The sequence below is a fragment of the Parasphingorhabdus sp. genome, assembly GCF_039939955.1.
Taxonomy (GTDB): domain Bacteria; phylum Pseudomonadota; class Alphaproteobacteria; order Sphingomonadales; family Sphingomonadaceae; genus Parasphingorhabdus.
This window is the reverse complement of the sequence record NZ_JBDVHS010000006.1, coordinates 391,842-405,459: the sequence shown is the minus strand read 5'-3', so window position 1 is coordinate 405,459 and position 13,618 is coordinate 391,842. Positions and strand designations below refer to the sequence as shown.

General features: G+C 54.0%; 12 protein-coding genes. 8 read left to right on the top strand and 4 right to left on the bottom strand.

The window, feature by feature from the left end; translation table 11 throughout:
* Nucleotides 1-215: 215 nt before the first annotated feature.
* The 6 genes from ABJG22_RS13060 (at nucleotide 216) to ABJG22_RS13035 (ending at nucleotide 6,386) form a co-directional block, all read left to right on the top strand.
* Nucleotides 216-2,276 carry a ribonucleoside-diphosphate reductase subunit alpha gene (locus ABJG22_RS13060; RefSeq protein WP_348020706.1) on the top strand — a complete coding sequence of 687 codons (2,061 nt, stop codon included), beginning with the start codon at nucleotides 216-218 and terminating at the stop codon, nucleotides 2,274-2,276.
* Nucleotides 2,277-2,395: 119 nt separating this feature from the next.
* The gene (locus tag ABJG22_RS13055; protein WP_348020705.1) at nucleotides 2,396-2,668 is read left to right on the top strand and encodes a hypothetical protein; all 273 of its coding nucleotides are present in this window, start codon (nucleotides 2,396-2,398) and stop codon (nucleotides 2,666-2,668) included.
* Nucleotides 2,669-2,696: 28 nt separating this feature from the next.
* Nucleotides 2,697-3,749, top strand: a complete 1,053-nt coding sequence (locus ABJG22_RS13050) for a ribonucleotide-diphosphate reductase subunit beta (protein ID WP_348020704.1) — start codon at nucleotides 2,697-2,699, stop codon at nucleotides 3,747-3,749.
* An 83-nt stretch (nucleotides 3,750-3,832) separates the two neighbouring features.
* Complete coding sequence (locus ABJG22_RS13045; protein WP_348020703.1) at nucleotides 3,833-4,789, top strand: DNA cytosine methyltransferase; 957 nt, start codon at nucleotides 3,833-3,835, stop codon at nucleotides 4,787-4,789.
* A 28-nt stretch (nucleotides 4,790-4,817) separates the two neighbouring features.
* Nucleotides 4,818-5,678 (top strand): NaeI family type II restriction endonuclease, encoded by an 861-nt coding sequence (locus ABJG22_RS13040; RefSeq protein WP_348020702.1) that lies wholly within the window; start codon nucleotides 4,818-4,820, stop codon nucleotides 5,676-5,678.
* Nucleotides 5,679-5,999: 321 nt separating this feature from the next.
* A complete protein-coding gene (locus ABJG22_RS13035; protein ID WP_348020701.1) occupies nucleotides 6,000-6,386 on the top strand; it encodes a DoxX family protein in 387 nt (128 codons plus the stop codon).
* A 114-nt stretch (nucleotides 6,387-6,500) separates the two neighbouring features.
* Here ABJG22_RS13035 and ABJG22_RS13030 read toward each other — a convergent pair whose 3' ends face one another.
* A complete protein-coding gene (locus ABJG22_RS13030; protein WP_348020700.1) occupies nucleotides 6,501-6,911 on the bottom strand; it encodes a hypothetical protein in 411 nt (136 codons plus the stop codon).
* Between the two features lie 190 nt (nucleotides 6,912-7,101).
* Between ABJG22_RS13030 and ABJG22_RS13025 the strand changes: the two genes are divergently transcribed.
* Entirely contained in the window at nucleotides 7,102-7,458 is a 357-nt protein-coding gene (locus ABJG22_RS13025; protein WP_348020699.1) for a hypothetical protein, read from the top strand.
* A gap of 28 nt (nucleotides 7,459-7,486) precedes the next feature.
* Here the strand turns inward: ABJG22_RS13025 and ABJG22_RS13020 are convergent, their stop codons facing one another.
* Nucleotides 7,487-7,609 carry a hypothetical protein gene (locus ABJG22_RS13020; RefSeq protein WP_348020698.1) on the bottom strand — a complete coding sequence of 41 codons (123 nt, stop codon included), beginning with the start codon at nucleotides 7,607-7,609 and terminating at the stop codon, nucleotides 7,487-7,489.
* 321 nt (nucleotides 7,610-7,930) lie between these two features.
* Nucleotides 7,931-8,707: an SDR family NAD(P)-dependent oxidoreductase gene (locus ABJG22_RS13015; protein ID WP_348020697.1), complete on the bottom strand. Its 777-nt coding sequence runs from the start codon at nucleotides 8,705-8,707 to the stop codon at nucleotides 7,931-7,933.
* Nucleotides 8,708-8,938: 231 nt separating this feature from the next.
* Between ABJG22_RS13015 and ABJG22_RS13010 the strand changes: the two genes are divergently transcribed.
* A complete protein-coding gene (locus ABJG22_RS13010) occupies nucleotides 8,939-9,346 on the top strand; it encodes a glycine zipper 2TM domain-containing protein (RefSeq protein ID WP_348020696.1) in 408 nt (135 codons plus the stop codon).
* Between the two features lie 121 nt (nucleotides 9,347-9,467).
* Here ABJG22_RS13010 and ABJG22_RS13005 read toward each other — a convergent pair whose 3' ends face one another.
* Nucleotides 9,468-13,616 carry a hypothetical protein gene (locus ABJG22_RS13005; protein ID WP_348020695.1) on the bottom strand — a complete coding sequence of 1,383 codons (4,149 nt, stop codon included), beginning with the start codon at nucleotides 13,614-13,616 and terminating at the stop codon, nucleotides 9,468-9,470.
* Between the last annotated feature and the right edge of the window lie 2 nt (nucleotides 13,617-13,618).

Below are 13,618 nucleotides of genomic sequence, written 5' to 3'. Positions count from 1 at the left end.
CTCGGCGGACGGCTCCCTTTGCGCCAAATGGCAAGGTAAAATACGGGATTTCGGGCAGTAAAATAAATGCCCAACCGGGTGATAAAACTGTTAGTATCAGGGCTTCGGTCCGAATCGAACAAGACAGGAACAAAAGCCCGAAGATAGTCCTGAGGTTTGGCGCGGCCAGTCGGCCGTTGTGAATGTTGGCTAGTAGTGTGATTTAGGGGGCTTTGATGGATTTTAGAGATAACCGTGACAATGAAACCGTGTCCGGAGCAGATGTGAGTGAGAGTGAAATGGCCGCGGAAGTATTGGATACCCCGAAAAGCAAAGCCAAAAAAACAAAGCCAACCAGCGAACCGGAAGTGAGCAAAAAGGCTGCTGCTGAAGCTGCGTCGGCTAAAGCCAATGACGAGAAAGAGCTCAAGGCGGAGCGCGACAGCCACAGCGTTGAAAAGCGCCGCTTCAAAATCACATTGGACGAAAGCCGCGACGATCTGCTGACCGACTTCGGTAAAGAGACGCTCAACGACCGGTATCTGTTGCCGGGTGAAAGCTTTCAGGATCTCTTCGCCCGCGTTGCGGACGCTTATGCGGATGATCAGGATCATGCCCAGCGGCTCTATGACGCGATTTCCAAACTCTGGTTCATGCCAGCGACGCCCGTGCTGTCCAATGGCGGCACCGGACGGGGCCTGCCGATCAGCTGCTATCTGAACAGCGTCGATGATAGTCTTGGCGGTATCGTCAACACATGGAACGAGAATGTCTGGCTGGCTTCGCGTGGTGGCGGCATCGGTACCTATTGGGGTAGCGTTCGCGGCATTGGCGAGCCGGTTGGCCTGAACGGCAAAACATCGGGTATCATTCCATTTGTTCGCGTGATGGACAGCCTGACCCTGGCGATTTCACAAGGGTCACTGCGTCGTGGTTCGGCGGCTTGCTATCTTGATGTCAATCATCCGGAAATCGAAGAATTCCTTGAAATCAGAAAGCCTTCTGGCGACTTTAACCGGAAAGCTCTGAACCTGCATCACGGCGTATTGCTGACCGATGAATTTATGGAAGCGGTGCGCGACGGCACGGAATTTGAACTGAAGTCACCGAAAGACGGCTCGGTTCGCAGCACCGTCGATGCGCGCAGCCTGTTCCAGAAATTGGTCGAGACACGGCTGGCCACGGGCGAGCCTTATATTATCTTCAGCGACACGGTGAACCGGATGATGCCCAAGCATCACCGCGATCTGGGTCTGAAAGTATCGACCTCCAACCTCTGCTCGGAAATCACATTGCCGACGGGTCGCGATCATCTGGGTGCAGACCGGACGGCGGTATGCTGCCTCTCCTCGCTCAATCTCGAAAAATGGGATGAATGGTCGGTGGAGAAAGACTTTATCGAGGATGTCATGCGCTTCCTCGACAATGTTCTGCAGGATTATATCGACCGCGCACCGGATGAAATGGCGCGCGCCAAATATAGCGCCGAGCGCGAACGCAGCGTTGGTCTCGGCGTGATGGGCTTCCACAGTTTCTTGCAAGCCCGCGGCCTCGGCTTCGAAAGCGCGCTCGCAAAATCGTGGAACTTCAAGATCTTCAAACATGTTTCGGCCAAGGCTTCCGAAGCCAGCATGATGCTCGCTAAGGAACGCGGACCTTGCCCGGATGCCGCCGATCAGGGCGTGATGGAGCGTTTCTCCTGCAAGATGGCGATCGCACCGACTGCGTCGATCAGCATCATCTGCGGCGGCGCATCGGCCTGTATCGAACCGATCCCGGCGAACATCTACACCCACAAAACGCTCTCGGGCAGCTTCGTGGTCAAAAACCCGCATCTCGAAAAACTGCTGCAGGAAAAGAGCAAGGATTCGACCAATGTCTGGAATTCCATCCTGGAGAAGGGCGGCAGCGTCCAGCATCTGGATTTCCTCAGCGCCGATGAAAAAGACGCGTATAAGACCAGCTTCGAGATTGATCAGCGCTGGCTGCTCGAACTGGCTGCCGACCGGACGCCATTCATTGATCAGGCACAGTCGCTGAACCTGTTCATCCCGGCCGATGTCGACAAATGGGACTTGTTGATGCTGCACTTCCGCGCATGGGAGCTGGGCATCAAGTCGCTCTATTATCTGCGTTCCAAATCGATCCAGCGCGCCGGTTTCGCCGGTGGTGACGAGGCCGGAGAAGAAGCATCGGGTGGCGGCGTCGAGGCGGACAATACGCTCGATCCGAAAACGGTCGAGCTGATGACCACCGCCGGCACGACGGATTATGATGAATGCTTGGCGTGTCAGTGATTGGGTTGGACTAATAATCTAGGCAGTTTGCCCACTGCCCCCTCCCTTTTGCTCCTTTTGGGAGGGGGTCGTTTTCTTCAGAAGGTTAAAGGTGAGGTGCAAAAGGACGAACGCTACGGATGTGGATATTTTTTGCGGTCTTTAGTGGATATTGGGTTCTGCGCGGCTTGAACGCCGTTCGAAACGCGGAATATATCGCTCAGAGCAATGCTGATTATATCGCAAGCGGTCGTGAAGAATTTTTCGAGCAGCGTCGAAGCTGGCGTGCATGGAAGACCACACCGTTAACCGACGCTATGGCGGTCGAGCAAGCGGGACGGAAAAAATTGATCTGGGGCTTTTTGGGGCTGTTCGTAGTGACACCCCTCATATTCTGGATCGAGCGGATTTAGATAATTGTGAAGCGGAGAACGAGTTAATATGTCACTTCTGGAAGCACGCAAGACCTACAAGCCCTTTGAATATCCATGGGCCTATGAATTCTGGAAGCGGCAGCAGCAGATTCACTGGATGCCGGAAGAAGTGCCCTTGGGCGAGGATTGCCGCGATTGGGCGCAGAAGCTGACCGATCACGAGCGCAACCTGCTCACGCAAATCTTCCGCTTCTTCACGCAAGCCGATGTCGAGGTGCAGGATTGCTATCACGATAAATATGGCCGCGTGTTCAAACCGACTGAAGTCAAGATGATGCTGACCGCGTTCAGCAACATGGAAACCGTCCATATCGCCGCTTATTCGCATCTGCTCGACACGATCGGCATGCCGGAAAGCGAATATTCGATGTTCCTCGAATATGAAGCGATGAAGGACAAGCACGACTATATGGGCACATTCGGCGTCGAAAATGACGAGGATATTGCCAAGACGCTGGCGATGTTCGGCGGCTTTACCGAAGGCCTGCAGCTGTTCGCCAGCTTCGCGATGCTGATGAACTTCCCGCGCTTTAACAAGATGAAGGGCATGGGGCAGATTGTGTCCTGGTCGGTCCGCGATGAAAGCCTACACTGCGAAGGCATTATCAAGATGTTCCACACATTTGTGCAGGAACGCGATTGCCTGACCAAATCGGTGCGCGATGATATTATCGACTGCTGTCAGAAAACCGTGCGGTTGGAAGATGCCTTTATCGATCTGGCATTTAGCGACGGTCCAGTGACCGGCATGACCGCCAAAGAGATTAAGAAATATATCCGCTATATCGCCGACTGGCGTCTGGGACAGCTGGGCTTCCAGCCGATCTACATGATCGACGATCACCCGCTGCCATGGCTCGCGCCACTGCTCAACGGTGTCGAGCATGCCAATTTCTTCGAAGCCCGCGCCACCGAATATTCAAAAGGCGCGACCAAGGGCGAGTGGAACGACGTCTGGTCCAGCTTTGACCAGCGCAAAGGCAAGGTCGCGAATGAGGACGACGTCGCGACGGATGACGGGCCGGATATGTTTGCAGAAGCAGGGGTTGCTGCGGAGTAGGGGGTCAGTAGCTTTTCAAGAGATTGATAAATCTTGACGTGAACAAACAAAGAACATAATCTGCGTAAAAGCAGGAGTTAAACATGCAATCCATCGAATTTTGCGCAGGGGCAGGCGGACAGGCTTTGGGGCTGGAACAAGCGGGTTTTCGTCACAATGCACTGGTCGAGATTGACGCCGATTGCGCGGCTACGCTCAGATTGAATCGCCCACAATGGGACGTCCGCTGTGAAGACATGAACGGGTTTGATGGTCGGCCCTTTGCGGGCACGGAATTACTCACCGCCGGGTTGCCTTGTCCACCTTTTTCAGTAGCTGGCAAACAGCTAGGTGAGCGCGATGAGCGCAACCTGTTTCCCGCGGCGCTACGCCTGATAGATGAAATTCGCCCCAAGGCGGTAATGATCGAGAATGTTCGCGGTTTTCTCTCTGCAGTGTTTGAGGATTACCGACTGGAACTCAAGGCACAGTTAAAAAAACTCGGTTACTATGTCGACTGGCGCTTGTTCAATGCATCCGATTACGGGGTCCCGCAACTGCGTCCGCGCGTTGTCATCGTTGCTATTCGGAACGACCTTGTTGAGGCCTTCGACTGGCCTACGCCTCATCCGCATAATCCGTTATCCGTTGGCGAAACACTATACGACTTGATGGCTGCCAATGGCTGGCGCGGTGCACGTAAATGGGCTGATGCTTGCGATGATATCGCGCCGACGATTGTTGGTGGCTCCAAAAAACATGGCGGGCCCGACCTTGGTCCGACTCGGGCCCGCAAGGCATGGGCTTCGCTCGGTGTTGAAGGTAAAAGCCTTGGCAACGATGCCCCCGAGCGCGATTTTATCGGGACGCCCCGCCTCACGGTCAGAATGGTCGCCCGCATTCAGGGCTTTCCCGATGACTGGCAATTCCACGGCAAAAAAACTGCCAGCTACCGGCAAGTCGGCAACGCCTTCCCGCCGCCAGTCGCGAAGGCTGTCGCCAATAATTTAAAAATTGCACTCGCGGTCCAGAAGCTTTTTCCGGTTCGAGCGGTTGCCTAACCTATTCTCCGATAACGGATATCGTCCGTTGGCGGCGGATCACCAAGACTATTCCGATCTTTCTGCATTGGAAACCGAACTTCTTGATGCTGTAGGTGGCAAAGAATTATTTGAAGAAAAGCTGCGAAGCTTTTTTAGGTCTGCAATCGATGAAGTGATTGATACTGCAAGGACGGGGCGGTTCTTTTTCAGTGATCTTGAGAAGACCGAGAAAACTTACCTTGGAACGAAGTTCGAAATATTGCTTCGGGATTGGCTTCAAGTGCCAAAAGGTGTGGTCCTAGATCTCTTGATTGGAGATATCGAAGTCGATGTGAAATCAACAACCGGGGGAGGTTCTGGTTGGATGATACCGCCTGAGGCTTTCGAACAATTTTGCATATTGTTGAGGGTTAATGAGAGTTCGGCAAAATGTGCAGTTGGATTAGCAAGGGCGAGGCGACCCTATTTGCGTGATCGTCCTAATCGAGATGCGAAGACACAATTTTCAGCTGCGGGAACGAAAAACATCTGGTGGCTCGCATCCGACTTTGAATATACGCCCAATTTTTGGTCGCTAATAGGCGATGAATTACGGCAACGGATTATCTCCAGTGGAAAGGGGACAAAGCGCCTAGCGACATTGTTCGAAAATTGTCTTGGCCTCCCGGTTTCAAGGATTCAAGTCGCCGCGATTGCCGCTCAAGATGATTATATGAAACGAATTCGGAGAAATGGAGGTGCGAGAGATATTTTGGCGCCAAAAGGAATTGCTATTCTATATTCTGAAACAGATCGAGAATTGATGCATCAACTTGGACTGAAATTTGGATACCGGGAGTTTTTGTCGCATCGGGCATTGGACGATGGGCAGGCTGAACTATTACGAAAAGCAGGTCACATCGACTAAATCACAGAATTTGGTGATAAACTACTCCAACTATCTCTCTTTCCTCGACCTTTGGACATTAAGGTAGGGCGCATCAATGTCTTCTTTCGTTATCCTGAACTTGTCTCAGTATCTCTCGAGGATGGGCACTTTGCCGGAATGGATTCTGAAACAAATTTAGGATGACGATTGGCTTAGTCGGACTCTCTTCTCAATCGCCCCCCCCCCCAACACAACAACAAAAACAGAAACACATCGTTGCCGCGGGCGCATCATCTCCTGCATTGACGCTAGGGGCTTCGCGAGTTAGTCTCATTTGTACACAATTAGGGGAGTGGAAAAATGATGAAATTTCTAGATGGTTATACCGAACATACATATGCGTTGCTGCGGATCGTCGCGGGCTTGGCATTCATGGCGCATGGTGTGCACAAATTCTTCGGCTTCCCGATTGCTTTCGAATATCCGATGAACGCCATGACCTATGGCGCAGCTGGCATTGAACTAATCGGTGGCGCGTTGATTGTGATCGGACTGTTCACCCGTCCGGCCGCATTTATCGCCAGCGGCATGTCGGCGGTTGGCTATTGGCTGGTGCACGGCACGCAGGGCCTGTTCCCGATTTCCAACGGCGGCGAGCTTCTTGCGCTCTATTGCTTCATCTTCCTCTTCATTGCCGCACGTGGTGCCGGCATCTGGAGCGTCGACGGCAAGATGGCAGAAGGCTAATCACACTTTAGGCCTAGGCCTTAAAATCACAGGGGTGCAGGAAGCCAGTTGGGCGTTCTGCACCCCTTTTTTGTGATCGCCATCTTCAGCTTATTTCAGGATATCGCCCTTGCTTCAACGCCCCGGCGGCGGCAGCAATTGGCGCCAGTCGCCCCATAGGACGACAACCAGACAGGCCGCAATGACCGCCAGATCGACGATGGAATCGCTCGGGCTATATTGAAAGCCGCCAATCGCTGCCAATCCTGAGAGAGCGGCCCAGATGACGAACAGTTTCCGTCCACCGTCCCATCCTTTCACCAGCCCGATGCCAGCGGCAAAGAGCAGCATCGGTGCGATCATCATCAGCACCGGGCCAAGACCGGGCAAGAGCAGGAACATCGACGATGATAGCATCGGCGGTAGTGCGGGCAGGATGGGGATAGGCAGGAAGTGCAGCGCCGCCACGATGATGGCGCCCCAACCGATAGTGTCGCGATATTGTTTCATGGCTTCTACAATATCATGGCTGGTCGCATTTACCATCCACTCTTGCGATTTTTCGGATCGGCATCTGTCCTACATGATCGGTTCATGCTAGGCGGTGGTTGATGAACTATCTTGCCATCAAGCCTGCCCAAGCTTTTGTAAAAAAAGATAGAAATCACGTTTTTGGGAGGAGAAGGAATTTTTCCTTTAACACTGTAAACTTTGTAAAGTTCGTAGGAGTGTTGCGATGAAATTTGTGCGAATCATTTTTGGCCTGGCCGCCGCATGGGGCTTTTTTGCCCTGATCCCCGGATTATTTGCCGAGGCGGGACCGCAGCCGGAATATTATTACGGCTTTGTCGGGCTGGCTTTGGTGTTTCAGCTGATTTTTGTGATGATCGCGATCGATCCGTTTCGCTATCGCGCGCTAATCCCGATCGCAATATTGGAGAAGCTCTCCTTCTTCCTGCCCGTCACGCTCCTCTATATGCAGGGCAGAGTGGCGGTTGGTCCGGTATTTTACGGGGCGATGATCGATGGATTGTTGATGCTATTCTTCGCGCTGGCCTGGTATCTATCGCGCAAGGCCGGGGAGGCGGGTTAGGGGGTGTCGTTTGGGGCATCTCTGGTGATCAGATCACCAAAGATGCGCTGTTGTTCACTGCCGGGCCGATCGAAGCGGTCAGGAAAATGGTGGCCGAGATGAAAGCGGCAAAAGCGGCGGCGACTTGGTTGTTGATGTTTACGTTGGTCATTTTGAAATTCCTTTTTGGTTTAATCTGTTGCTTCACAAATTGTTTTGCGAAGATGCCAATAGCATTGCATAGGGCGTGCCAGTTTAGGAAAATCTATATATAACAATAGTTTGATTGATATCGCGCTTATCGGCTAAATGAGCGAAAGCTGAATAATGGGAAAAAATACTAATATTTGGTATTGAGATTTAGAGCATATGATGCTGGCGCGCGCAGAGGCGCTCCCTTGAGACTGGACAAGGGAAAGAAACGCGGTGGTCGCACTTGATCTAGTGGTTCGGCAAGCCCTTGGGTTGGGCGGGCCTGACTAGGAAAGGAGAGTCAATATTGGGCGGTTCCGCCGTCGACGCTTAAGGTTCCTCCGGTCATGCCAGCGCCGGCTTCGGACGCCAGCAGCACTGCCACGGCGGCGACTTCCTCGACCTTGCCAGGCCGCTTGAGGGCGCTCTCCTGGGAGAACATGTCGATCATCTCGTCGAATGTCATGCCCAGACCTTCGGCCGTCGCCGGACCGCCTTCCATGATCAGGTCGGTCAGGATCAGGCCGGGGCAGATGGAATTGACCGTGACTCCCGACGTGCCGACTTCCTGCGCCACCGCCTTGGTCATGCCGTTGATGCCATGTTTGGCGATCGTATAAGGGGCAAAGGTCGGCTTGCCCATCTTGCCCTCGGTCGAGCTGATGTTGATGATGCGGCCCCATTTTTGGGCGATCATCGGTTTGAGCGCCCGGCGGGTCGCCCAGAAGGTGGAATAGATGTTCCACTTCATCGCCTGATCAAAGGCTTCATCGGTCAGGTCGACCAGCGGAGCCAGATCGCCGGCACCGCCAGCATTGTTGACGAGAATGTCGATCGAACCGAAATGGGCGGTGGTCTGGTCAATGAAGCCCTCGACTTGATCCTGTTCCATCACGTCGCCGGCAATGAATATCGCGCGGTCTCCGACGTCCAGTTCGGCAATGGCTTTGGCGCCTTTGTCGGGATTGCGCGCCATCAAAGCGACATTGGCGCCTTCCGCGAGAAACGCCTCGGCAATGCCGCGCCCAATGCCTGCTGTACCGCCCGTGATTGCGGCAGTCTTGCCATTCAATTTCATCGCTCTTCCTCTTCGTTAATTTTGCCATTTGCTATCGGACGGGATGGAAAGCAGCAATGGCCTAAAAAGCTAGTCGCTTGGTCGCCAGATTATTCATTCAGGAATTGGCTCCCCAATATGAACCTGAGATAAAATCAGCATTCAGTCTTTGGTCAAGACAGGATCGCTAGTCCGGCAAGGGTTGGGCAACAACTGACTTGGGCTTCGAAACGCCCTTAGGGAGTAAAGGCAATGATCAGCAAAATATTTGGAAGTTTGGCAATTTTAACCGTAGCCGTTGCAACAATGGCCTTAGCTACGCCGGCAGAGGCGCGCGGCGGCTATGCCAATGGTGGATATTACGAACAGGTCCGCAGCAGGGGATATCGCGAATATCGTCGTGGTGATACATATCGCGGTGATCGTCGCTATCGTGACCGGCGTGTGTACCGTGATCAACGTCGTTATCGTGACAACCGATATTCTGATAACCGCCGTTATCGAGGTTGTGATCGTGGAACGGGCGGTACGATAATCGGTGCCATCGCCGGTGGTTTGCTTGGTAACGAAATTGCAGGTCGAGGGGACAAGACGGAAGGCACGATTATAGGTGGCGCTGTCGGCGCATTGGCAGGTCGTGCGATCGACGGCAATTGTTGATTGGATAGTATCAATCCAGTTCAGGCCTCGCGATCAAAGGCGCAAGACGTGCAATTCCCCCTAGTGGCTTAAAGGGGGCAGGGGGCTGGCGCTGATGAACAGCCCCGGCCTCCGTCCATTCCTATGGTTTGGCGGCGAGCATCGCTGGAACCGGTCCGATCCAGTCTGCTATGTCAGGCTCATCGTTGACGAAATAGGGCTTGCCCTTGCTGTTCAGGTAGAAGCGCTGCATCTCGCTGCGGGTGAAAGGCCGGGATCCCAATCGTCCGAAAACCGCCATCTGCCCACCGGTTTCGTCGACCGCGCGGTCCCGATCTAGCCCCTTTGACAATGCCAGCGCCGGTTTCGGCGTGCGGGCAAAGGCGATGAGTTCGGGCTTCGGTGCAGGTGAGAATCCATAATAGTTTTTCTGGCTATCGGGCGTGGTCAACTGGATGACCTTCAAGCCATTGCGCCCATCCGCCACATAGGCAAACAGCGTCGCATTGGTGGATCCAACGATCACGTCCTCGGCATCGTTCATTGTGCCGCCAAAGGTTTCTTTCCGGTAAATGGTAGGTGCTTCCGGTCGTGTGATATTAGCGATGACCAAGCCTTCGTCCTTGGCCGCGATATAAGCATAGGTGCGGGCGAGATAGAGGCGCTGGGCGTTGCGTAGAGGAATCGTACCGGATGGAACAGCAATGGGGTTTTCCATGTCGGTGACGTCAAACAGCTTCACGCCGTCGGCATCGGTTACCCAGAGATAACGGAATTGCAGGGCCGATGCCCGAGCGTCGGTCAGCGGAATTGTGACGACGTGGCGAGGCTCCAGCGGCTTGTCCAGATCGATCAGAGTCAATCCATTGTCCGTCGTAATATAGGCATAGTGACCGGCAAGGGTGATATGGCGGGCTCCGTTAAGCACACCGCCTTCATTCCAGGTCAGGCTGCGTTTGAAGAAATTGTTGCGGAACTCACCATCGGCCAAGGTGTTGACGTTGACCAGGATCAGGCCTTCTTCGCTATCTGTGACTACCGCATAATCGTAGATAGGATGGAAGGCTTGTTCATCGTTAATCTCGCGGAGTTCCTTGGTGTTGCGCGTCGGTGCAATTGGTTGGTTGGTCGCCAGTGCCATGCAGGTCGCGTTCTTGCTATCAACATGGGTATCATGGCCCAGCGACGAGAAGGGAGCCTTGACGATGCGCTCGGAAAAGCCCTTGTTGCCGATAGAGGCTACATCATAGGCGCGGAAACCGCCTTTGCCCTCTGCGACAAACATATATTCGCCGCGCAATTGCAGACAGCGAACTGCATCGCCGGTGCCCTGAACGACATTTTTGAACTCCTCGAGTGCCTTGGTTTCGCCGGAAAGGTTTCCGTCGAGCCGCTCGCCGCGGACCCAGTCGATCAGTTCGCGGTCGTTATTCTCAACATGCATTCTCCAATAATCTGGATAAGCATATTTTTGGAGATATGAGCCGATCACGGCCTGAGGTTCATCCCATTCTGTAACCCGGACGGCCTCAAAGCCTTTTTCAAGGCCAACCCAAGCATGGAGGCCGATGAAATTCACGAAATTCGTGCCCTGCAATAGCGTTTGCGCCATGATCGCATTGTTGTCATTCGCTTCGCTGACGTGACAATCAGAGCATTGCTTGGTCTCGGTCTTGCGCACAGTGTGCGGGAAATGCGGCGCGAAGGCTTGCGATGAGAAGCCGATCCCGGAAATCGGGGGCTGCTGAACGTAGATGCGTTCCCGGTTGATATTGGTCGAGGACAGGACCAGCGCCGAGGTGGAGCGAACTGGCGCAATGACATTGCCCTTGCTGGTCTGGTGACGACCCAGCTGGAACATCTGATCCCGGGCGACTTGCGGGTTATAGGTGGCATAGTTCCGTGTTGTCCCACCTTCATATTTGTGGCTGTCGGCCTGCCAGTTCGCTTCGATAGGTAGATGGCAGCCACCGCAGCTTGTCGTCCAGCTCAGGTGACAGGTGAAGCAGACCATATTCTCGTCTTTATGGGCCCGATCTTCTTTCGCAACGCCGCTACCAAATGCATATTTTCCGGTTTCTGAGCCGGTTTTGGACATAAGCTTTGCTCGCGCCGCCTTGAGATTGAAATTGGGATGTGATCGATTCACGCTATTTTTGACGAGACTGACTTGCCAGCTGAGTTCAGGGTCAACGATGGAACGCTGGATTAGGACTCGTTCGCCTTCGGGATTCTCGAACCATTCGAAGCGTCGCTCGCCGTTGGCGTTGCGCAGCAGGCCAAGATTGCTACCCTTTGGCCGCGCTGCGAGATTGCTGGTCATCAATGTCGGATAAGCGTCCGCTGTGCCGTGGCAATCCTTGCAGTTGATTTCTACCGCATTGGCGACTTCGCCGTAAATCAGGCCATTGCCATGGCTATCCTGTGCGAAATGGCAGTCGGCGCATTGCATGCCGACTTCAGCATGGATGCTCATCATATGGACTGATTTGCCGGGATTGATCCCCGGTTCGACAAATTTCGCTTCGTCTTCCTTGCGGAATTTCTCCGGGTCGTCATGAGCAACGATATTCTCGCTATCGGTGCTGTAGCTTGCCTGGTTACCCTCTGCGTTGAGCAGATTGCCGTCCCGGTCGCGTTTCAGGATCGCCCGGAAGTTCCAGCCATGTCCGTGATAGTCGGCAAATTGCGTATCTTTGGCTTCGCCGTTGATGTCATAAACATTGCGCAGGAAATCAATGTCGGCCCAAAGACCCTTGGGCGCTGCGCCTTCGGGGTTCCGGTCGAGGATTTTGCGAACTTCCTCGGCATCCGGATATTTTTGCTGCTTATATTTTGCCTGATATTCTGCGTCGCTCATGCCTTCTGGCTTGGGCGTCTTGTTGTCCGGGCCGGGCCACATATAGGGCGCGTCAGATTCATAGTCCCACATAGTGTAGCCGAGATAGCTATTCAGAAAGATATTCGGCTGGTGCATGTGGCAATTCATGCATTGTGCGGTCGGGATGGCCCGGGTGAAGGCATGTTGTATCGGATGGCCTTTTTCGCGCTTGGCGGGGTCCGTTTCAACAGCATGATCATCGCCATGCTCGTCTTGCTCCCCATGATAGTCTTTTGCGCCATGAGAAGCATCATAGGTGCCATAGCCACCAAAGCGATGTTCGCCTTCTTTCAGATTTCTGATCGTCGGATCGCTGGTCTGCGTCTGTCCGTCGCGGCCATATTTAGCCCAGATCGAACTATGCCGTGGTTCGCGGTCATTGGCGTAGACGACATGACAACCGGCGCAGCCAGACTGACGATAGTCGCCCGGCTGGTCGTTGGTTCCCATGAACCACATGAACGGATCATTGAGCCGCGTTTTGTGGATGTTGAGCACCGGAATCGCAACCCGCAGGCCGGTTCCTGGACCACGGTTTGATTGCTTGAGGTCGGGGCGGCCCGGCTCTTCCAGCCGCTGGATGATACCGCCGATATTGGGCAGTCCGATTTCCGGGAACTGTGTGTTCACATTACGGCCACCACGTTCGAACACGCGGAAAATATCTCCTGGCGGCACTGTGTGCCAGGTTGGTAAGGGGTAAAGAATGGGCAGTGCGCCGCGTTTCTTTTCAGCGTCTGTTACCGTGCCATGGGGATTGCCGGGAGACTTGATGGTCGCTGGTTCACCCTTGCGGGTATAGGCCTCGCCAAACACGTAATTTTTGAACGGCACAATACCATTATTATAGGCCGCGCCACCCCAGAGCATGGCGCCGGTTGCCATCAGCGACCGTTCCGACGCCTCTATGATTTCCATGTGGCAGGCACCACAGGATTCCCGCGCAACCCGATAGTCCGAAGGATTGACGAAACGGACGAATTCCGGCGATTCCTTGTTCAGCAGACCATAGCTGCGCTTGGGATTAGCCGAAGAGGGCCAGTGCCAGCTTTCGGGATATTTGGGTAGGACGTGCGCCTTGGTCAGCGCGTCCATATAGGCAATGCTGTTTTTGCCCCATTTGTTGTCACCGACGACCGAAGCATCACCACCGTGACAATCGACACAACCCAGCACAACGGCGGGCGTTTCGTGCATGGTCTTCTGGTCGCTGTCCGTGTGGCAGCTCTGGCAACCACTGCTCTTGACTTGCGCTTCATCCCAGGTCTGGTTTTGCGGGGCAGGCGGGGTGAAACTATAATCGATTTTCTGTGGCTTTTCTTTGCCCGCAGCGAGCAACAAGGAGGCTGGCGTGACGGTCAGGGCCAAGGCCCCCAATCCTGCGAGGATCCATTTGCTATTGCTGGTCATGA